This window comes from Shewanella sp. FJAT-52076, from assembly GCF_019457455.1.
GTDB lineage: Bacteria > Pseudomonadota > Gammaproteobacteria > Enterobacterales > Shewanellaceae > Shewanella > Shewanella zhangzhouensis.
The window spans coordinates 209438-230259 of the sequence record NZ_CP080415.1 but is presented as its reverse complement, the minus strand read 5'-3'; the positions used below and the strand labels follow the sequence as shown (position 1 = coordinate 230259).

12 protein-coding genes, 5 tRNA genes and 2 rRNA genes are annotated in these 20822 nt (G+C 52.1%); 1 reads left to right on the top strand and 18 read right to left on the bottom strand.

The window, feature by feature from the left end:
* Positions 1 to 158: 158 nt before the first annotated feature.
* From rpoC to K0H79_RS00980, 13 genes are all read right to left on the bottom strand, one after another.
* The gene (gene rpoC, locus K0H79_RS01040; protein ID WP_220066370.1) at positions 159 to 4373 is read right to left on the bottom strand and encodes a DNA-directed RNA polymerase subunit beta'; all 4215 of its coding nucleotides are present in this window, start codon (positions 4371 to 4373) and stop codon (positions 159 to 161) included.
* 85 nt (positions 4374 to 4458) lie between these two features.
* On the bottom strand, positions 4459 to 8487 hold the full coding sequence (rpoB, locus tag K0H79_RS01035; RefSeq protein WP_220077037.1) for a DNA-directed RNA polymerase subunit beta: 4029 nt from the start codon (positions 8485 to 8487) through the stop codon (positions 4459 to 4461).
* Positions 8488 to 8728: 241 nt separating this feature from the next.
* On the bottom strand, positions 8729 to 9100 hold the full coding sequence (gene rplL / locus K0H79_RS01030; RefSeq protein ID WP_011758327.1) for a 50S ribosomal protein L7/L12: 372 nt from the start codon (positions 9098 to 9100) through the stop codon (positions 8729 to 8731).
* Positions 9101 to 9154: 54 nt separating this feature from the next.
* A complete protein-coding gene (gene rplJ / locus K0H79_RS01025) occupies positions 9155 to 9655 on the bottom strand; it encodes a 50S ribosomal protein L10 (RefSeq protein WP_203325696.1) in 501 nt (166 codons plus the stop codon).
* A gap of 254 nt (positions 9656 to 9909) precedes the next feature.
* Positions 9910 to 10611, bottom strand: a complete 702-nt coding sequence (gene rplA, locus K0H79_RS01020; protein ID WP_220066368.1) for a 50S ribosomal protein L1 — start codon at positions 10609 to 10611, stop codon at positions 9910 to 9912.
* 4 nt (positions 10612 to 10615) lie between these two features.
* Positions 10616 to 11044, bottom strand: a complete 429-nt coding sequence (rplK, locus tag K0H79_RS01015; protein WP_011758324.1) for a 50S ribosomal protein L11 — start codon at positions 11042 to 11044, stop codon at positions 10616 to 10618.
* A gap of 123 nt (positions 11045 to 11167) precedes the next feature.
* On the bottom strand, positions 11168 to 11719 hold the full coding sequence (gene nusG, locus K0H79_RS01010; RefSeq protein ID WP_011758323.1) for a transcription termination/antitermination protein NusG: 552 nt from the start codon (positions 11717 to 11719) through the stop codon (positions 11168 to 11170).
* Positions 11720 to 11723: 4 nt separating this feature from the next.
* Positions 11724 to 12095, bottom strand: a complete 372-nt coding sequence (gene secE / locus K0H79_RS01005; protein ID WP_011758322.1) for a preprotein translocase subunit SecE — start codon at positions 12093 to 12095, stop codon at positions 11724 to 11726.
* Positions 12096 to 12339: 244 nt separating this feature from the next.
* Positions 12340 to 13524, bottom strand: coding sequence for an elongation factor Tu (gene tuf / locus K0H79_RS01000; protein WP_011758321.1), 1185 nt, complete (start codon positions 13522 to 13524; stop codon positions 12340 to 12342).
* A gap of 116 nt (positions 13525 to 13640) precedes the next feature.
* Positions 13641 to 13716, bottom strand: a tRNA-Thr gene (locus K0H79_RS00995).
* A gap of 13 nt (positions 13717 to 13729) precedes the next feature.
* Positions 13730 to 13803, bottom strand: a tRNA-Gly gene (locus tag K0H79_RS00990).
* A gap of 35 nt (positions 13804 to 13838) precedes the next feature.
* Positions 13839 to 13923, bottom strand: a tRNA-Tyr gene (locus K0H79_RS00985).
* Between the two features lie 7 nt (positions 13924 to 13930).
* Positions 13931 to 14006, bottom strand: a tRNA-Thr gene (locus K0H79_RS00980).
* Positions 14007 to 14218: 212 nt separating this feature from the next.
* Between K0H79_RS00980 and coaA the strand changes: the two genes are divergently transcribed.
* Positions 14219 to 15166, top strand: a complete 948-nt coding sequence (coaA, locus tag K0H79_RS00975; RefSeq protein ID WP_220077036.1) for a type I pantothenate kinase — start codon at positions 14219 to 14221, stop codon at positions 15164 to 15166.
* Between the two features lie 64 nt (positions 15167 to 15230).
* On the opposite strand, the gene birA is transcribed toward coaA, so the two are convergent.
* The 5 genes from birA to K0H79_RS00950 all read right to left on the bottom strand — a co-directional run bounded on the left by birA (position 15231) and on the right by K0H79_RS00950 (position 20606).
* Positions 15231 to 16184 (bottom strand): bifunctional biotin--[acetyl-CoA-carboxylase] ligase/biotin operon repressor BirA, encoded by a 954-nt coding sequence (gene birA, locus K0H79_RS00970; protein ID WP_220077035.1) that lies wholly within the window; start codon positions 16182 to 16184, stop codon positions 15231 to 15233.
* Between the two features lie 20 nt (positions 16185 to 16204).
* Positions 16205 to 17218 (bottom strand): UDP-N-acetylmuramate dehydrogenase, encoded by a 1014-nt coding sequence (murB, locus tag K0H79_RS00965; RefSeq protein WP_220077034.1) that lies wholly within the window; start codon positions 17216 to 17218, stop codon positions 16205 to 16207.
* 176 nt (positions 17219 to 17394) lie between these two features.
* Positions 17395 to 17510: ribosomal RNA gene (gene rrf, locus K0H79_RS00960) — 5S ribosomal RNA — on the bottom strand.
* A gap of 41 nt (positions 17511 to 17551) precedes the next feature.
* Positions 17552 to 17627 (bottom strand) — tRNA-Val (locus K0H79_RS00955).
* An 85-nt stretch (positions 17628 to 17712) separates the two neighbouring features.
* Positions 17713 to 20606: ribosomal RNA gene (locus K0H79_RS00950) — 23S ribosomal RNA — on the bottom strand.
* Positions 20607 to 20822 lie beyond the last annotated feature (216 nt).

The following is a 20822-nucleotide window of genomic DNA, read 5'->3' as shown; positions in this document are numbered from 1 at the left end:
TGAAAAAGCTCAACGTAAGGGTGTAAAAATCTAATCCCACAGTAGTGGGACGCGGAATTTTAGAAAGGTCGAGGCAAACTGTCAAGAAATAGCCAACTATTGAGGCCTTATGGACACAAAAAAGGCGCCCGAGGGCGCCTTTTTTACAGAGTGGTAACTTACTCCTGGCTTCCGGCCAGATTCAGCAGGTCCGCCAGGTTCTGCTCAGCTTCGCTGGCAGTAATGGTCGGAGCCGCAGTTTCTTCACCGGCAGCACGCGCCTTGGCGCGATTCTTGTGGTAAGCGAAACCGGTACCGGCTGGGATCAGACGGCCTACAATCACGTTCTCTTTCAGACCACGCAGGTTGTCAGACTTGCCGCCAACAGCTGCTTCGGTCAGAACGCGGGTGGTTTCCTGGAACGAGGCCGCAGAGATGAAGGACTCAGTCGCCAGAGACGCTTTGGTAATACCCAGCAGTTCGCGTTCGAACTTGGCTGGCAGCTTACCGGCAGCTTCCAGATCGCGGTTGGCAATCTTCACGCGGGCCACTTCTACCTGTTCACCTTCCAGGAACTCGGAATCACCGGCCTGGGTGATGATGCACTTACGCAGCATCTGGCGAATGATCACCTCGATGTGCTTGTCGTTGATCTTTACACCCTGCAGACGGTAAACGTCCTGTACTTCGTTCACGATGTAGTTGGCCACGTTGTGGATGCCACGCAGACGCAGAATATCATGGGCTGACTCTGGGCCGTCGGCGATAACTTCACCACGCTCAACCTTTTCACCTTCGAACACGTTCAGGTTACGCCACTTAGGAATCATTTCCTCGTAAGCATCGCCACCGTCATTCGGGGTGATAACCAGACGGCGCTTACCCTTGGTTTCTTTACCGAAGGAGATAGTACCGCTGATTTCGGCCAGGATCGCAGGCTCTTTCGGACGACGGGCTTCGAACAGGTCAGCAACCCGTGGCAGACCACCGGTGATGTCGCGGGTCTTGGACGATTCCTGAGGAATACGTGCCAGGGCGTCACCCACGCTGATCTTGGCGTTGTCGTCCAGGTTCACGATCGCGTTGCCAGGCAGGAAGTACTGCGCAGGAACGTCTGTGCCTGGGATAGTCAGGTCGTTGCCGTTGTCATCTACCAGACGAACTGCTGGACGCATTTCTTTACCGGCAGAGGTACGCTGACCCACGTCCAGTACCACGATTGAAGACAGACCGGTCAGTTCGTCGGTCTGACGGGTAATGGTTACACCGTCAATCATGTCTACGAACTTAATGCTACCCGCCACTTCAGTGATGATTGGGTGAGTGTGCGGATCCCAGTTCGCAATGATCTGGCCGGCATTCACCTCAGCACCTTCTTTGGTGTCGAGCACGGTACCGTATGGTACCTTGTAGCGCTCTTTCTCACGACCCAGCTCATCAATGATGGCCAGCTCAGAAGAGCGAGACACGATAACCAGTTTGCCGTCGCTGTTGGTAACGTACTTGGCGTTGTGCAGCTTCAGGGTACCGGCGTTCTTCACCTGTACGCTGTTTTCGGCAGACGCTCGAGACGCCGCACCACCGATGTGGAACGTACGCATCGTCAGCTGTGTACCTGGTTCACCAATTGACTGGGCGGCAACCACACCGATGGCCTCACCCATGTTGATGATGTGGCCACGGGCCAGGTCACGGCCGTAACACTTGGCACACACACCAAAGTCGGTTTCACAGGTAATTACAGAGCGAACCTGTACTTCGTCAACACTGTGCTGTTCGAGCTTGTCACACCAGGCTTCGTCCAGCAGGGTGTTGCGAGGTGCCAGCACTTCGTCAGTACCTGGGTACATCACGTCTTCGGCAACCACACGGCCCAGCACGCGCTCACGCAGCGGCTCAACCACGTCACCACCTTCAATCAGCGGCTTCATGGACAGACCTTCGGTCGCGCCACAGTCGTCTTCGATGATCACCAGATCCTGAGCCACGTCTACCAGACGACGAGTCAGGTAACCAGAGTTCGCTGTCTTCAGTGCGGTATCCGCCAGACCCTTACGGGCACCGTGGGTAGAGATAAAGTACTGGAGTACGTTCAGACCTTCACGGAAGTTCGCCACGATGGGCGTTTCGATGATGGAGCCGTCTGGCTTGGCCATCAGACCACGCATACCCGCCAACTGACGGATCTGAGCGGCACTACCCCGTGCGCCTGAGTCGGCCATCATATAGATGCTGTTGAACGACTTCTGCTTTTCTTCTTCGCCATGACGGTTGATCACTGTCTCGGAAGACAGGTTTTCCATCATCGCCTTGGACACCTTCTCGTTGGCACTTGCCCAGATGTCGATGACCTTGTTGTAACGCTCACCGGCGGTTACCAGACCAGACTGGAACTGCTCCTGGATCTCGATAACTTCGGCTTCGGCATCGGCCACCAGAGAGTATTTCTCTTCTGGGATCACCATGTCGTTGATACCCACAGAGGCACCGGAGATGGTGGCGTACTGGAAACCGGTGTACATCAGTTGGTCAGCGAAGATAACGGTATCTTTCAGACCCAGCTGACGGTAACAGGTGTTCAGCAGCTTGGAGATCTGCTTCTTGCCCATGTCCTGGTTAACCAGGTCGAAAGACAGACCGGCTGGCAGGATTTGAGACAGGATGGCACGACCGACAGTGGTGTCCACGATACGACGCTGCTTGGTACGCTCACCGTTTTCACCAATGATGGTTTCGGTAATACGTACTTTCACGCGGGCGTGCAGCTCGGCAGCACCTACGCGGTAAGCTTTTTCAGCTTCAGCAACAGACTCGAACGCCATGGCTTCACCGCGACCGTTTACACGCTCACGGCTGATGTAGTAGAGACCCAGTACCACGTCCTGAGAAGGAACGATGATTGGCTCACCGTTGGCTGGCGACAGGATGTTGTTGGTAGACATCATCAGCGCACGGGCTTCCAGCTGAGCTTCCAGAGTCAGAGGTACGTGTACCGCCATCTGGTCACCGTCGAAGTCGGCGTTGTATGCCGCACACACCAGTGGGTGCAGTTGGATTGCCTTACCTTCAATCAGTACAGGTTCGAACGCCTGAATACCCAGACGGTGCAGTGTTGGTGCACGGTTGAGCATCACTGGGTGTTCGCGGATCACTTCATCCAGTACGTCCCAAACCTCGGCAACTTCGCGCTCTACCATCTTCTTGGCGGCTTTGATGGTGGTGGCCAGGCCACGACCTTCCAGCTTGCCGTAGATGAAGGGCTTGAACAGCTCGAGAGCCATTTTCTTTGGCAGACCGCACTGATGCAGACGCAGAGTAGGACCTACGGTAATTACCGAACGGCCTGAGTAGTCAACGCGTTTACCCAGCAGGTTCTGACGGAAACGACCTTGCTTACCCTTGATCATGTCGGCCAGGGACTTCAGAGGACGCTTGTTAGAGCCGGTGATAGCACGGCCACGACGGCCGTTGTCCAGCAGCGCATCCACAGATTCCTGCAGCATACGCTTTTCGTTGCGTACGATGATGTCTGGCGCAGCGAGATCCAGCAGACGCTTCAGACGGTTGTTACGGTTGATCACGCGGCGATACAGATCGTTCAGATCCGAAGTCGCAAAACGACCGCCGTCCAGCGGAACCAACGGACGCAGATCCGGTGGCAGAACTGGCAGCACTTTCAGGATCATCCACTCTGGCTTGTTGCCAGAGGTGTAGAAAGCTTCAATCAGCTTCAGACGCTTGGTCACTTTCTTGCGACGGGTCTCTGAGTTGATAGAAGGCAGCTCTTCGCGCATCTGCTCGATTTCTTTCTCGAGGTCGATGGCACGCAGCAGATCCAGTACGGCTTCGGCGCCCATCTTGGCTTCGAATTCGTCACCGTATTCTTCCAGCGCATCCAGGTAGTTTTCTTCGGTCAGCATCTGACCGCGCTCCAGGCTGGTCATGCCTGGCTCGATTACTACGTAAGATTCAAAATACAGCACGCGCTCGATGTCACGCAGCGTCATATCCAGCATCAGACCGATACGGGACGGAAGTGACTTCAAGAACCAGATGTGGGCAACTGGGCTGGCCAGTTCGATGTGACCCATGCGCTCACGACGCACCTTGGTCTGGGTAACTTCAACGCCGCACTTCTCACAGATAACACCGCGGTGCTTCAGACGCTTGTACTTACCGCACAGACACTCGTAGTCCTTCACAGGACCAAAGATACGGGCACAGAACAGACCTTCACGCTCAGGCTTGAAGGTACGGTAGTTGATGGTTTCTGGCTTTTTCACTTCACCAAAAGACCATGAACGGATCAGGTCAGGCGAAGCCAGACCAATCTTGATACCTTCAAACTCTTCGGTCTTACCCTGCTGTTTCAGAAACTTTAATAAGTCTTTCACGTTTCTCTCCTGAAGGAGTTAAACCAGGTGCCCCGTCCCTGCAGACGGGACACCGTGTTAATTGCCAAACGCGCTTGGCGCCCTGTTACTCTTGATCCAGCTCGATGTTGATACCGAGCGAACGGATCTCCTTCAGCAGTACGTTGAAGGACTCAGGCATACCAGGTTGCATCTGGTGGTTTCCGTCCACGATGTTCTTATACATCTGTGTACGGCCGTTCACGTCATCGGACTTAACAGTGAGCATTTCCTGGAGGGTGTACGCAGCACCGTATGCTTCCAGGGCCCACACTTCCATCTCACCGAAACGCTGACCACCAAACTGGGCCTTACCGCCGAGTGGCTGCTGGGTAACCAGACTGTAAGAACCGGTAGAACGGGCGTGCATCTTGTCGTCGACCAAGTGGTTCAGCTTGAGCATGTACATGTAACCTACGGTTACTTCACGCTCGAAGGCATTACCGGTACGACCATCAAACAGACGCAGCTGACCAGAAGTCGGCAGGCCTGCGAGTTCGAGCATCTGCTTGATCTCTTTCTCTTTGGCGCCGTCGAACGCTGGAGTCGCAGTTGGCAGACCATCTTTCAGGTGCTTGGCCAGGCGGATAACTTCTTCGTCGGTAAAGGACTCGATATCCACTTTCTGCTGGGTTTCACCCAGATCGTAAGCCTGCTTGATATAGCCACGCAGCTCAGCCACTTCACGCTGCTCTTCGAGCATGGCTTGAATGCGGTTACCGATACCCTTGGCAGCAGCGCCCATGTGAACTTCCAGAACCTGACCGATGTTCATACGAGATGGTACACCGAGTGGGTTCAGTACGATGTCCACAGGGTTACCCTGCTCGTCGTATGGCATATCTTCGATAGGACAGATCTTGGAGATCACACCCTTGTTACCGTGACGACCGGCCATCTTGTCACCAGGCTGGATGGTACGCTTAACCGCCAGGTAAACCTTAACGATCTTCAGTACGCCTGGAGCCAGGTCATCGCCCTGGGTGATCTTGCGACGCTTGTGCTCAAACTTCTTGTCGAAGTCGGCTTTCAGCTCTTCATGCTGTTCGGCCAGTTGCTCAAGTTCAGTCTGCTTGGTCTCGTCATCGATAACCTGAGTCAGCAGTTCCTTGCGTGGAATGGCATCCAGCTGGGCCTGAGTGTAACCACCGGCAAGCAGCAGGTTACGGGCACGGCTCAGAACGCCTTCTTCGAGGATCTTGAACTCTTCGGACAGGTCCTTACGGGCCTGGGCGATGTGCATCTCTTCGATTTCGATGGCACGCTTGTCTTTCTCAACGCCGTCACGGGTAAATACCTGAACGTCGATTACGGTACCGGTCACTGAGTTAGGCACGCGCAGAGAGCTGTCCTTAACATCAGAGGCCTTTTCACCGAAGATGGCGCGCAGCAGTTTCTCTTCCGGCGTCAGCTGGGTTTCGCCTTTTGGCGTTACCTTACCAACCAGAATGTCGCCACCTTTAACTTCAGCACCGATGTAAACGATACCGGACTCATCGAGCTTAGACAGCGCAGACTCACCCACGTTTGGAATGTCAGCGGTGATCTCTTCGCTACCGAGCTTGGTATCACGGGCGATACAGGACAGTTCCTGAATGTGAATGGTGGTGAAACGGTCGTCTTGAACTACACGCTCAGAGATGAGGATGGAGTCTTCGAAGTTGTAACCGTTCCATGGCATGAACGCCACGCGCATGTTCTGACCCAGAGCCAGGTCGCCAAGGTCAGTAGAAGGACCGTCAGCCAGTACGTCACCACGTACGATTGGGTCGCCTACCTGACAGCATGGACGCTGGTTGATACAGGTGTTCTGGTTAGAACGGGTGTATTTGGTCAGGTTGTAGATGTCGATACCGGCTTCGCCTGGGCGCAGCTCGTCTTCGTTAACCTTCACCACGATGCGGCTGGCATCAACGTAGTCAATCACACCGCCACGCTTGGCAGCGACTACTACGCCTGAGTCCACAGCCAGAGCACGTTCAATACCTGTACCTACCAGCGGCTTTTCAGCGCGCAGGGTTGGAACGGCCTGACGTTGCATGTTCGCGCCCATGAGTGCGCGGTTGGCGTCGTCGTGTTCAAGGAACGGGATCAGAGACGCTGCAACAGAGATGATCTGTTGTGGCGATACGTCCATGTACTGGATGTCAGAGGCGCGCATAAAGGTAGATTCGCCCTTATGACGACAGGCAACCTGTTCTTCCAGGATGCGACCTTCGCCGTCCAGCTCGATGTTGGCCTGTGCAATCACATAGCGGCCTTCTTCGATGGCTGACAGGTATTCAACGTCGTCGGTTACAACGCCATCAACCACTTTACGGTATGGAGTTTCCAGGAAGCCGTAAGAGTTGGTGCGGGCGAAGGTAGCCAGCGAGTTAATCAGACCAATGTTTGGACCTTCAGGGGTCTCAATTGGACACAGACGACCGTAGTGAGTTGGGTGTACGTCACGGACTTCGAAGCCGGCGCGCTCACGGGTCAGACCGCCTGGACCCAGGGCCGAAATACGGCGCTTGTGGGTTACTTCAGACAGCGGGTTGTTCTGGTCCATAAACTGAGACAGCTGAGAAGAACCGAAGAACTCTTTCACTGCAGCAGAAATTGGCTTGGCGTTGATGAGGTCCTGAGGCATCAGCTCGTTCAGGTCGCCCAGCGACAGACGCTCACGTACAGCGCGCTCAACACGTACCAGACCTACACGGAACTGGTTCTCAGCCATTTCGCCCACAGAGCGGATACGACGGTTACCCAGGTGGTCGATATCATCCACTTCGTCGTTACCGTTACGGATTTCGATGATCTTCTTCATCACCGCAACGATATCGTCGTTAGACAGTACGCCGGTGCCCACGTCATCGGCAATTTCCAGACGACGGTTGAACTTCATACGACCTACTTTGGACAGGTCATAACGTTCTTCGCTGAAGAACAGGTTCTGGAACAGGGCTTCGGCAGCATCCTTGGTTGGTGGCTCGCCAGGACGCATCATGCGATAGATTTCAACCAATGCCTCGAGGCGGTTGGTGGTGGAATCGATACGCAGGGTGTCGGAGATGTAGGCACCGTGGTCCAGCTCGTTGATATAGAGCGTGGAGATATCCTTGATACCGGCCAGCGACAGCTGAGCCAGATCTTCCAGACGGATTTCGTTGTTGGCAGTCACCAACACTTCACCGGTATCCGGATCGATATAGTCCTGGGCAGCAATCTTACCAACGATGTACTCAACCGGTACTTCCAGTTCAGTGGTGTTGGTTTTTTCCAGCTGGCGGATATGACGGGCAGTGATACGACGGCCCTTTTCAACCACGATGTTGCCTTCGGCATCTTTGATGTCGTAGCTGGCGGTTTCACCGCGCAGACGCTCAGGCAGCAGCTTCATCACCAAAGAATCTTTCTTGATGGTGAAGTCTACGCGCTCAAAGAAGAGATCCAGGATGTCCTGGGTAGAAAACTCCAGGGCACGCAGGATAATGGTTGCCGGCAGTTTACGACGACGGTCGATACGAACGAACAAAGCATCCTTCGGATCGAATTCGAAGTCCAGCCAAGAACCACGGTAAGGGATAATACGCGCGTTATACAGCACCTTGCCTGAAGAGTGAGTCTTACCACGGTCGTGGTCGAAGAACACACCAGGAGAGCGGTGCAGCTGAGAAACGATAACACGCTCGGTACCGTTGATAACGAAAGTACCGTTTTCAGTCATCAGAGGGATATCCCCCATGTAGACTTCTTGTTCTTTAATGTCTTTAACCGTGCCGGGAGCGGCTTCACGGTCAAACAATACCATGCGCAGTTTTACGCGCAGGGGGGCAGAATAAGTAACGCCACGGATCTGGCATTCTTTCACATCAAATACAGGCTCACCCAGCTTATAGCTGACATATTGCAGCTCGGAGTTACCGGAAAAGCTCTTGATGGGGAAAACGCTGCGGAAGGCGGCTTCCAAACCGCGCTCACCGGTAGGATCTTGATCGGTGAACTTCTTGAAAGAATCTAACTGAATAGACAACAGGTAAGGAATGTCCAGTACTTGCGGACGCTTACCAAAGTCTTTGCGAATACGCTTCTTTTCAGAATAGGAGTAAACCATGGGTTTCCTCTTGCTTGCGAGATGTGACCAAGACTGAATTAACTCTTTGTTAATCCAGCACGTTTGCCCATCACCGTTGAAGGCAAGAACCTAACCAATAATCACTGCTAGGGACTGCAGACTTTGGCGATAAACGGTGAAAAAAAATCGCCGGCGCTTACAGCGCAAAAAAGGCCGACGGCTAAAAAACCGTCAGCCTCCATCCGGGGACTAACCCGAATGTTGTAAGCTAAAGAATAGCTTACTTGATCTCTACTTGAGCGCCAGCTTCTTCCAGCTCTTTCTTCAGAGCTTCGGCTTCTTCTTTAGAAACAGCTTCTTTAACGGCTACTGGAGCAGCTTCAGCCATAGCTTTGGCTTCTTTCAGACCCAGACCGGTAGCGCCACGGATGGCCTTGATCACGCCAACTTTGTTGTCGCCGTGAGAGGTCAGAACTACGTCGAACTCGGTCTTCTCTTCAGCAGCAGCGCCAGCATCAGCAGCACCACCGGCAACTACGGCAGCAGCGGCAGAAACACCGAACTTCTCTTCCATAGCTTCGATCAGTTCAACAACTTCCATTACAGACATAGCTGCAAAGGCTTCGAGGATTTGGTCTTTAGTGATAGACATAACAAAAATTTCCTAATGTTCTGAATTCAATTAATTCAAGCAACCAGCTTAAAATTAAGCGGCTTCTTGTTTTTGATCGCGCAGTGCAGCCAGTGTACGAACGAACTTGCCAGCAGATGCTTCCTTCATAGTCATCATCAGCTGTGCCAGTGCTTCTTCGTAAGTTGGCAGTTTTGCCAAACGATCAATGTCAGCTGCAGGGATGAAGTTCCCTTCGAAAGCTGCACCTTTAACTTCGAATTTGGCTTGCTCTTTCGCGAAGTCTTTCAGCAGACGTGCGGCGGCACCTGGGTGCTCGTTAGAGAAAGCAATCAAAGTTGGGCCAGTGAACACTTCGCTCAGGCACTCAAAAGCAGTACCTTCAACTGCGCGACGAGCCAGAGTGTTACGTACTACACGTACGTACACGCCGTTGGCGCGAGCAGTTTTACGCAGAGTGGTCATGGCGCCTACAGTAACACCGCGAGAATCGGCAACTACTGCAGACAGTGCACCTTTGGCAGCTTCGTTGACTTCAGCAACAATCGCTTTTTTGTCTTCGAGTCTTAATGCCATTGGCTATACTCCTGGATTCTACCCGGGAAAACCCGGAATTTACCTACCCACCCGAAGGTGAGTGACTTACGGTGCAGAGTATCCAGCAGAAAAAATCTAAACTGGGGACTGTCACCGTCTACGCAGGAAATTAAGTGAATCTAATGATTTACACCTGCGGTCTTGGACGGAAACCCGCGTTTGTCAGGGACGAAAAACGGGCTTCAACCCACAAAAGTGCGCGCATTATAGATTAATGCGCGCCCCTTGTAAAATTAAGCAGTGGCTTCCAGGGTGTTCTGGTCAACAGAAACACCGGCACCCATAGTGGTGGAAATGCTCACTTTCTTAACGTACTGGCCCTTGGCAGCAGCTGGCTTTTGCTTCTTCAGAGCAACCAGCAGAGCTTCCAGGTTTTCTTTCAGCTTAACAGAATCGAAATCAACCTTACCGATAGTGGTGTGGATAATACCGTTCTTGTCGTTGCGATAGCGAACCTGACCAGCTTTGGCATTCTTAACGGCTTCAGCAACGTTAGGAGTTACAGTGCCAGTCTTAGGGTTAGGCATCAGACCACGTGGGCCGAGGATTTGACCCAGCATACCAACAACGCGCATTGCATCTGGAGAAGCAATAACTACGTCGAAGTTCATTTCGCCGGCTTTCACCTGCTCAGCCAGATCTTCCATACCAACCAGCTCAGCACCAGCTTCTTTAGCGGCTTCAGCGTTGGCACCCTGGGTGAACACGGCTACACGTACGTCACGACCAGTACCGTGTGGCAGAACGATGGCGCCACGAACGTTTTGGTCAGATTTACGTGGGTCTACGCCCAGGTTTACAGCAACGTCTACGCTCTCAACGAACTTGGCAGTAGCCAGTTCTTTCAGCAGAGTGATAGCTTCGTTGATGTCGTAAGCTTTGGTAGCGTCCACTTTCTCGCGGATTACGCGCATGCGTTTAGTCAGCTTAGCCATTCTATTAGTCCTCTACTACCAAGCCCATTGAACGTGCAGTACCTTCGATTGAGCGAGTCATCGCTTCAACGTCAGCACCAGTCATGTCAGCTGCTTTCAGTTCAGCGATTTCCTGAACTTTTGCACGCTTGATAGTACCCACTTTCTGGGTGTTAGGACGGCTAGAACCTGATTTCAGGCCAGCAGCCTGCTTGAGCAGGAATGAAGCTGGAGGCGTCTTGGTTTCGAAAGTGAATGAGCGATCGCTGTACACAGTGATCACTACAGGGATAGGCATGCCCTTTTCCATTTTTTCTGTACGGGCGTTAAACGCTTTACAGAATTCCATGATGTTCACACCTTTTTGACCCAGAGCTGGACCAACTGGTGGTGAAGGGTTTGCAGATCCGGATTTTACTTGCAGCTTAATATAAGCTTCAATTTTCTTTGCCATCTGATTTTCCTCAGTTTGGGTTCAAACGCTCCAAGCAACATGCGAGGGGCTCCCCGAAAACAACGGGTGCGGATTATATAGAAATCCGCACCCGTTGCCAAACGGATTTTGTATTTTATTTAATCAGCTTTTTTCAACCTGATTAAAGTCCAATTCAACCGGTGTAGAACGACCGAAGATCATAACCGACACTTTTACGCGGCTCTTGTCATAATCCACTTCTTCTACGGTACCGTTGAAGTCAGCGAATGGGCCATCGACCACACGCACCACTTCACCGGGTTCGTACATAACGCGATGAGTCGGAGACTCGGTGGTTTCCTGCAGACGACGCAGGATGGCATCGGCTTCACGGTCAGTGATAGGCGCAGGACGGTCTGAAGTACCGCCGATAAAGCCCATCACACGTGGGATGCTCTTCACCAGATGCCAGGAATCATCGTTCATTTCCATTTGCACCAGTACGTAGCCGGGGAAAAACTTACGCTCGCTCTTGCGACGCTGACCGGCACGCATTTCAACTACTTCTTCGGTCGGCACCAGCACTTCACCGAAATATTGCTCCATGCCGTGCATCTTGATGTGCTCGACCAGAGACTTGGCTACACGCCCCTCATAACCAGAGAAAGCCTGTACCACATACCATCTTTTCTTTGCTTCTTTAGCTTCAGTCATCGAGTTATACACCGGTGATCAAATTAACGATTTTCAGCAGCAACGCATCCAGACCCCAAAGGATCAGTGCCAGTACGGCGGTTGCGGCCAGCACGATGAAGGTGGTGTTCAAGGCTTCCTGACGGGTAGGCCAAACCACTTTTTTCACTTCGATGTGAGACTCACGGGCAAATGCCAGTGCCTGCTTTCCTTTCACGGTTTGCAGAGCAATAAATCCGGCAATAGCAAAGGCCACGATCACACCCAGAGCACGTACGACCACGCTGGCCTCGCTGTACATCTGGTTACCCACTACGGCAGCTGCCAGCAGCAGTATGGCTATGCCCCACTTTACGATATCCAGAGAACTGCCCTGGTTTTCAGTATTTGTCGTCATCGGTTAATTCCGTTACTCACTACGGCCTGAGCTAGGTATCCCCTTTCGGGATCCGCCTGTCCGAATTTCCCCTTAAAAATACCTTTTCATCGGCTCGGGGCTCAAAAATCGGCCATAGATTGTATTCTTATTCAGCTTGCTTAGCAAGGCCACAACTCCCGGTTAAGCCGCTGTGAATCAAGTTTATTGTACTTTGAAAAAACAAAAGGCGACCCTGAGGTCGCCTTCTTCCAAGTCTACGAGATTACTCGTGGATCTTGGCTACTACACCAGCACCTACTGTGCGGCCGCCTTCACGGATAGCGAAGCGCAGGCCTTCGTCCATCGCGATTGGGCAAATCAGGGTGACAACCATCTTGATGTTGTCGCCTGGCATTACCATCTCTACGCCTTCTGGCAGTTCGATGGTACCGGTCACGTCAGTTGTACGGAAGTAGAACTGTGGACGGTAGCCTTTGAAGAATGGAGTGTGACGACCACCTTCTTCTTTAGACAGTACGTATACTTCTGATTCGAACTTGGTGTGTGGCTTGATGGTGCCTGGCTTGGACAGAACCTGACCACGCTCAACTTCATCACGCTTGGTACCACGCAGCAGGATACCGCAGTTCTCACCGGCACGACCTTCGTCCAGCAGCTTACGGAACATCTCAACGCCGGTACAGGTAGTCTTGGTGGTATCTTTGATACCTACGATTTCTACTTCTTCACCAACTTTGATGATACCGCGCTCTACACGACCTGTTACTACAGTACCACGGCCAGAGATAGAGAATACGTCTTCGATTGGCATCAGGAATGCTTTGTCGATAGCACGCTCTGGCTCAGGGATGTAAGAATCCAGGGCCTCGGCCAGCTCGATGATCTTGCCTTCCCATGCAGCGTCGCCTTCCAGCGCTTTCAGAGCAGAACCCTGAATTACTGGCAGGTCATCACCTGGGAAGTCGTATTCAGACAGCAGTTCACGAACTTCCATCTCTACCAGTTCCAGCAGCTCTTCGTCATCTACCATGTCACACTTGTTCATGAACACGATGATGAAAGGTACACCTACCTGACGAGACAGCAGGATGTGCTCACGAGTCTGTGGCATTGGGCCGTCAGTCGCAGCTACTACCAGGATAGCGCCGTCCATCTGGGCAGCACCGGTGATCATGTTTTTAACATAGTCAGCGTGGCCTGGGCAGTCTACGTGGGCGTAGTGACGAGTAGGAGTGTCGTACTCGATGTGAGAGGTGTTGATGGTAATACCACGCTCACGCTCTTCTGGGGCGTTGTCGATCTGAGAGAAGTCCTTCGCCTCACCACCGTAGGTCTTAGCCAGTACGTGAGAGATAGCAGCGGTCAGAGTGGTTTTACCATGGTCAACGTGACCGATGGTGCCCACGTTTACGTGGGGTTTAGTACGTTCGAATTTAGCTTTAGCCATGGTATTGCCTCAATCCAAGAGTCTTGGTGATGAAAACCTGCATATAGAAAAAATCCGATGCCATCAAATGACATCGAACCGTTTGTTTAGATAAAAGGCAGCATGTTAAGAGAGGCTGGTGCTGATAGGCAGAATCGAACTGCCGACCTCATCCTTACCAAGGATGCGCTCTACCGACTGAGCTATATCAGCATCTCTTACATTTTGGAGCGGGCAGCGGGAATCGAACCCGCGTTATCAGCTTGGAAGGCTGGAGTAATACCATTATACGATGCCCGCGCAACCTAACTGTAGGCTACCTAGTACCTAGAAAATGGTGGAGGGAGAAGGATTCGAACCTTCGAAGGCGGAGCCGTCAGATTTACAGTCTGATCCCTTTGGCCACTCGGGAACCCCTCCAAGAAAATGGTGCCGGCACCAAGAGTCGAACTCGGGACCTACTGATTACAAGTCAGTTGCTCTACCAACTGAGCTATGCCGGCATGTCATTTCGGTAGCGGATATTAGGTAAATGTGGCTTGGGTTGCAATAGAAAAATCGAATTTCAACCAAAAAAAATGCCAAGCGGCGCTTTTTTGCACGCCAATTTACACTGCCTATGACAAATTGCTTCTGTCAGGGCACAAAAGCCGTTGAACTATTGTTAAAGCACCATAGCTGTTGTACTGTGCGCAGCCTAAGGCGAGGAATTTGAATGATTAATAACCAGACGCAAGAAGCGCTTTATCTCGACTTCGACCGAGCGCGCTGGGCAGAGTTGAGAAACTCCGTTCCCCTGACACTGAGCGAAGCCGATCTGACACGGTTACGCGGTATTAACGAACGCATTTCTCTGTCTGAAGTAACCGACATCTATCTGCCCCTTAGCAGACTGCTTAATCTCATCGTCGGTGCGCGTCAGCAGCGCGGCCTGGTATTGAATCAGTTCCTGGGTAACAAGCAACCCGATAGCCCTTACGTCATCAGTATCGCCGGCAGTGTGGCCGTGGGTAAAAGCACCACCGCCCGTATTTTGCAGGCCTTGTTGAAGCAATGGCCCGAACATCCCAAAGTGGACCTGGTCACCACCGACGGTTTTCTGTATCCATTGACCGAGCTTAAGCGAAAGGGATTGCTGCAGCGTAAAGGTTTTCCCGAAAGCTATGACACCAAGATGCTGATTGACTTCGTGTCCGCGGTAAAATCCGGCGCGGAGCGTGTTGAAGTACCACTTTATTCTCACATCATCTATGACCGCCTGCCCTATGAGCGCCAAGTCATCCAAAAGCCAGATATCCTGATCCTCGAGGGCTTGAACGTACTGCAAACCGGGCTCGATTCGCCAGTGGATATCCGCAGGCCCTTTGTGTCCGACTTTGTCGACTTCTCTATTTATGTGGATGCCGATGAGTCTTTACTGAAGTCCTGGTATATCGAACGCTTCCTGCAATTCAGAAGCAGTGCCTTCGCCGATGAAAATTCTTACTTCCGCCATTACGCCAGTTTGAATGACATGCAAGCCACCGAAACGGCATCGCAAATTTGGGACGGTATCAACGGTCCTAACTTGCGCATGAATATCCAGCCTACCCGAGAACGTGCACACTTAATCCTGCGTAAGGGTGCCGATCATTTGATGAATCAGGTACTGCTGCGTAAATGAGCCTTAAAAAAATGCCGACCAATCTGTGTACAGACATGGTCGGCATTATGGGTCTGATTGCGGGTTATGCAGGCCGTAAACTGATTTCCCCACCGATATAGCTTTTCATCTCACCGGCGACCTCCAGCAGCAAGGCCCCCTGCTCATCAATACCCCGGCAAATACCGGCTTCCACCTTATCGGCCATCATCAAATTAACCGGCTTACCGATAAAGCTATCTGATGCTTGCCAACGTTCGACGAAGGCGTTGAGTCCTTCCCGCTCGAACAGGGAAAGGTCGGCCTGAAGTTGCCGTTGTAAGCGTACCGCAAACTCGGTTTTATCCGGCATGGCAAGACCCTGCAAGTCGGCCCAGGGCTGATCGATGGTTTCACCCTGTGCATCCGGCATGGCCATGTTCACGCCCATGCCAATAATCAGCTCACAATTGCTATCGGCCTGCCCTTTCATCTCCACCAGAATACCCGCAAGTTTGCGGCCATCCAGATAGACGTCATTGGGCCATTTAAGTCCAATACCCTCTACACCGAGGTCGCCAAGTACTTTGGCAAGAGAGCAACCAACAACCAGGCTCAACCCCATGGCTTTACTCATGCCATCGCTTAAACGCCAAAACAGGGAAAAGTACAAATGGCTCCCATAGGGAGACACCCAACGGCGTCCACGGCGCCCACGTCCAGCAGATTGGTATTCGGCAATGCATACATCCCCGCTCTCCAGCTCTTCTGAGTGGGACAACATAAAGGCATTGGTGCTGGGGATGTCATCAAAGTAAAAACACCTACGCTCGATACCTTGCTTGAGTCTGCTTTCATCAATCAGGGACACAGGTGTAGCCAACTTATAGCCACGGCCCTTCACGCTGTAGATACTCAGCCCCAAGGTCTCAAGCACATCGATATGCTTGCTGATAGCCGCGCGGGAGATACCAAGTCGTTCGGCAAGGGCCTCGCCGGAGACAAACTCCTGCGTAGACAGCATCGCAATGATGTCGCGTTTACGTTGCCACTGTTCCATTTGCAGCTCCCTGTTTAGCGTTATTCGTTTAAGAGTGAAAATCGGCCCACCACATTGGGCTCAGCTTCAAGCTGCACACCAAAGCGGTGATGCACCTCATCGATGACATGTTTCGCGAGGTTAAGGATATCTTCACCGCTGGCGCTGCCGAAATTAACCAGCACAAGCGCCTGTTTATCATGTACCCCAGCGTCTCCAAGGCGAAAGCCTTTTAAGCCAGCCTTATCAATCAGCCAGCCGGCCGCCAGTTTCATCCGGCCATCTTCCAGGGCATAAGCCACAGCGTCCGGATACTGTTTTACTATGTTCGCAAAGGTTACGGCATCCACAATAGGATTTTTGAAAAAGCTGCCGGCGTTACCTAATTTAGCCGGGTCGGGCAGCTTCTCTGAACGCACAGCAATCACGCGCTCGAAGATCATCTCCGGCGTCACCGTGTCTGTATTAAATTCTGCCAAGGGGCCGTAATTGAGCTTAGGCTGCCACATCTTGGGTAATTTTAAACCCACCCGGGTAATAATCGCCTTACCCTTAAGATCGTGTTTAAAAATGGAATCACGGTAGTCGAAGCGGCACTCGGAGGCCATCAGCCTGACAGTCACGCAATCTGGCAGCGACAAATACTCAACCCAATCGCAGACATCCATCAGCTCAACACCATAGGCGCCTATGTTCTGGATGGGCGCCGCACCAACAGTGCCCGGAATAAGCGCCAGATTCTCAAGTCCCGGCATCTGCTTTTCAAAGGTCCAGCTCACCAGCTGATGCCAGTTTTCTCCTGCGGCCACACTCAAATACCAGGCAACATCGTCCTCAAATACCTCAATTCCCTTATTTGCCATCTTAAGCACTGTGATATCTATATCCGATGTCAGAACCACGTTGCTGCCACCACCGAGAATAAAGTAAGACTGGTCGCGCTCATCCAGACTACGGATAAGAGCTGGCAACTCGGCTGCATCAGTTATTTCGATTAGCTCAGCGCACTGATGATCGATACCAAAGGTGTTGTAGGACTTGAGAGAAACAGGCATACCGCTTTCCGCCACGAATAAAAAGCCATTGTAACCAAGGGTGGTATTCAACGCATCAGCGAGAAACAGAAACTGCCAAACCCGAGGTAACTTCGGTTGAACCAGCAAACCGCAATGATGAAAAGCTGAAAAGCAAAAAGGCCACCCCATAGGGTGGCCTTTTCGACTTATTAGTCGTCTGGCAATGACCTACTCTCACATGGGGAGACCCCACACTACCATCGGCGCTGCTCCGTTTCACTACTGAGTTCGGAATGGGATCAGGTGGGACCAGAGCGCTATTGTCACCAGACAAATTTGTTAATTCGGAAAGCTGCATTACGCAGAAAATGATGGTGGTCGCTACTGGGATCGAACCAGTGACCCCCTCCTTGTAAGGGAGGTGCTCTCCCGGCTGAGCTAAGCGACCGGTATTCTGTGCTATTGAGTTATCACTTCAATCAAGTCTGGTTTCTTCAAGACTATCTACACCATCTGAAACCCATCTGGGTTGTATGGTTAAGCCGCACGAGTCATTAGTACAGGTTAGCTCAACGCCTCACAACGCTTACACACCCTGCCTATCAACGTCCTGGTCTCGGACGGCTCTTCAGTGGACTCAAGGTCCAAGGGAAGACTCATCTTGGGGCTCGCTTCCCGCTTAGATGCTTTCAGCGGTTATCGATTCCGAACGTAGCTACCGGGCAATGCCATTGGCATGACAACCCGAACACCAGCGGTTCGTTCACTCCGGTCCTCTCGTACTAGGAGCAACCCCCCTCAATCTTCCAACGCCCACGGCAGATAGGGACCGAACTGTCTCACGACGTTCTGAACCCAGCTCGCGTACCACTTTAAATGGCGAACAGCCATACCCTTGGGACCGACTTCAGCCCCAGGATGTGATGAGCCGACATCGAGGTGCCAAACACCGCCGTCGATATGAACTCTTGGGCGGTATCAGCCTGTTATCCCCGGAGTACCTTTTATCCGTTGAGCGATGGCCCTTCCATGCAGAACCACCGGATCACTATGACCTACTTTCGTACCTGCTCGACGTGTCTGTCTCGCAGTTAAGCTGGCTTGTGCCATTACACTAACCACACGATGTCCGACCGTGTTTAGCCAACCTTCGTGCTCCTCCGTTACTCTTTGGGAGGAGACCGCCCCAGTCAAACTACCCACCAGGCACTGTCCCTAGTCCAGATTCATGGACCGAGGTTAGAACACCAACACTACAAGGGTGGTATTTCAAGGTTGACTCCACGAGAACTGGCGTTCCCGCTTCAAAGTCTCCCACCTATCCTACACATGTAGGGTCAATGTTCAGTGCCAAGCTATAGTAAAGGTTCACGGGGTCTTTCCGTCTAGCCGCGGGTATACGGCATCTTCACCGCAATTTCAACTTCACTGAGTCTCGGCTGGAGACAGCGTGGCCATCATTACGCCATTCGTGCAGGTCGGAACTTACCCGACAAGGAATTTCGCTACCTTAGGACCGTTATAGTTACGGCCGCCGTTTACCGGGGCTTCGATCATGAGCTTCTCTTGCGATAACCCAATCAATTAACCTTCCGGCACCGGGCAGGCGTCACACCGTATACTTCCTCTTGCGAGTTTGCACAGTGCTGTGTTTTTGATAAACAGTTGCAGCCACCTGGTATCTGCGACTGCCGTCAGCTCGGGGAGCAAGTCCCGTCACCAACAGCAGCGTACCTTCTCCCGAAGTTACGGTACCATTTTGCCTAGTTCCTTCAGCCGAGTTCTCTCAAGCGCCTTGGTATTCTCTACCCGACCACCTGTGTCGGTTTGGGGTACGATTCCTGCTAACCTGAAGCTTAGAAGATTTTCCTGGAAGCATGGCATCAACCACTTCGTCACCGTAGTGACTCGTCATCAGCTCTCGGTATATATGTGCCCGGATTTGCCTAAGCACACTACCTACCACCTTAAACACGGACAACCAACGCCGTGCTGGCCTAGCCTTCTCCGTCTCTCCATCGCAGTTAGCAGAAGTACGGGAATATTAACCCGTTTCCCATCGACTACGCCTTTCGGCCTCGCCTTAGGGGTCGACTCACCCTGCCCCGATTAACGTTGGACAGGAACCCTTGGTCTTTCGGCGAGGGGGTTTTTCACCCCCTTTATCGTTACTCATGTCAGCATTCGCACTTCTGATACCTCCAGTGTGGGTTACCCCTTCACCTTCAACGGCTTACAGAACGCTCCTCTACCGCGTACACGTTATCGTGTACACCCGTAGCTTCGGTGAATTGCTTAGCCCCGTTACATCTTCCGCGCAGGCCGACTCGACTAGTGAGCTATTACGCTTTCTTTAAATGATGGCTGCTTCTAAGCCAACATCCTAGCTGTCTAAGCCTTCCCACATCGTTTCCCACTTAGCAATTACTTTGGGACCTTAGCTGACGGTCTGGGTTGTTTCCCTTTTGACGACGGACGTTAGCACCCGCCGTCTGTCTCCCGGATAGCACTCTTTGGTATTCGGAGTTTGCAAAGGGTTGGTAAGTCGGGATGACCCCCTAGCCTTAACAGTGCTCTACCCCCAAAGGTGTTCGTCCGAGGCGCTACCTAAATAGCTTTCGAGGAGAACCAGATATCTCCCGGTTTGATTGGCCTTTCACCCCCAGCCACAAGTCATCCGCTAATTTTTCAACATTAGTCGGTTCGGTCCTCCAGTTGATGTTACTCAACCTTCAACCTGCCCATGGCTAGATCACCGGGTTTCGGGTCTACGCCTTGCAACTAAACGCGCAGTTAACACTCGGTTTCCCTACGGCTCCGCTATTCGCTTAACCTCGCTACAAAACGTAAGTCGCTGACCCATTATACAAAAGGTACGCAGTCACGGTCTCAAGAACCGCTCCCACTGCTTGTACGTATACGGTTTCAGGTTCTATTTCACTCCCCTCACAGGGGTTCTTTTCGCCTTTCCCTCACGGTACTGGTTCACTATCGGTCAGTCAGGAGTATTTAGCCTTGGAGGATGGTCCCCCCATATTCAGACAACATATCACGTGTGCCGCCTTACTCGATTTCATCTTTGGTTAGTTGTCGTGTACGGGACTATCACCCTGTACCGTTGGACTTTCCAGACCATTCCACTAACACCCCGAAGACTTAAGGGCTAATCCCCGTTCGCTCGCCGCTACTGAGGGAATCTCGGTTGATTTCTTTTCCTGAGGGTACTTAGATGTTTCAGTTCCCCTCGTTCGCCTCACTAAGCTATGTATTCACTTAGTGATGACACCTTATGGTGCCGGGTTTCCCCATTCGGACATCGCTGGCTATAACGGTTGTTACTACCTCACCAACGCTTTTCGCAAGTTACTACGTCCTTCATCGCCTCTGACTGCCAAGGCATCCACCGTATACGCTTAGTCGCTTAACCATACAACCCGGATGAGTTTCCTCACCGTGCTGTATTGCAACCAGCTGGTTTTCGATAGTTCATTTTACTGAACTCGCCTTGAAGAATTTCCAAAACACTTGATTGAAGTGTTTGAGAACTCAATTTTTGTATTAACTGAATCCCATCTCAAAGAGAGGGTTCAGTTTCTACTATCAGCTTTCCAAATTGTTAAAGAGCGGGCTTAAAAAAGCCAAA

What these genes read in the sequence shown, in the direction of transcription:
- rpoB (WP_220077037.1), bottom strand. Translation starts at nt 8,487, where the DNA reads ATGGTTTACTCCTATTCTGAAAAGAAGCGTATTCGCAAAGACTTTGGT.
- rplL (WP_011758327.1), bottom strand. Translation starts at nt 9,100, where the DNA reads ATGTCTATCACTAAAGACCAAATCCTCGAAGCCTTTGCAGCTATGTCT.
- rplJ (WP_203325696.1), bottom strand. Translation starts at nt 9,655, where the DNA reads ATGGCATTAAGACTCGAAGACAAAAAAGCGATTGTTGCTGAAGTCAAC.
- rplA (WP_220066368.1), bottom strand. Translation starts at nt 10,611, where the DNA reads ATGGCTAAGCTGACTAAACGCATGCGCGTAATCCGCGAGAAAGTGGAC.
- rplK (WP_011758324.1), bottom strand. Translation starts at nt 11,044, where the DNA reads ATGGCAAAGAAAATTGAAGCTTATATTAAGCTGCAAGTAAAATCCGGA.
- nusG (WP_011758323.1), bottom strand. Translation starts at nt 11,719, where the DNA reads ATGACTGAAGCTAAAGAAGCAAAGAAAAGATGGTATGTGGTACAGGCT.
- secE (WP_011758322.1), bottom strand. Translation starts at nt 12,095, where the DNA reads ATGACGACAAATACTGAAAACCAGGGCAGTTCTCTGGATATCGTAAAG.
- tuf (WP_011758321.1), bottom strand. Translation starts at nt 13,524, where the DNA reads ATGGCTAAAGCTAAATTCGAACGTACTAAACCCCACGTAAACGTGGGC.
- coaA (WP_220077036.1), top strand. Translation starts at nt 14,219, where the DNA reads ATGATTAATAACCAGACGCAAGAAGCGCTTTATCTCGACTTCGACCGA.
- birA (WP_220077035.1), bottom strand. Translation starts at nt 16,184, where the DNA reads ATGGAACAGTGGCAACGTAAACGCGACATCATTGCGATGCTGTCTACG.
- murB (WP_220077034.1), bottom strand. Translation starts at nt 17,218, where the DNA reads ATGCCTGTTTCTCTCAAGTCCTACAACACCTTTGGTATCGATCATCAG.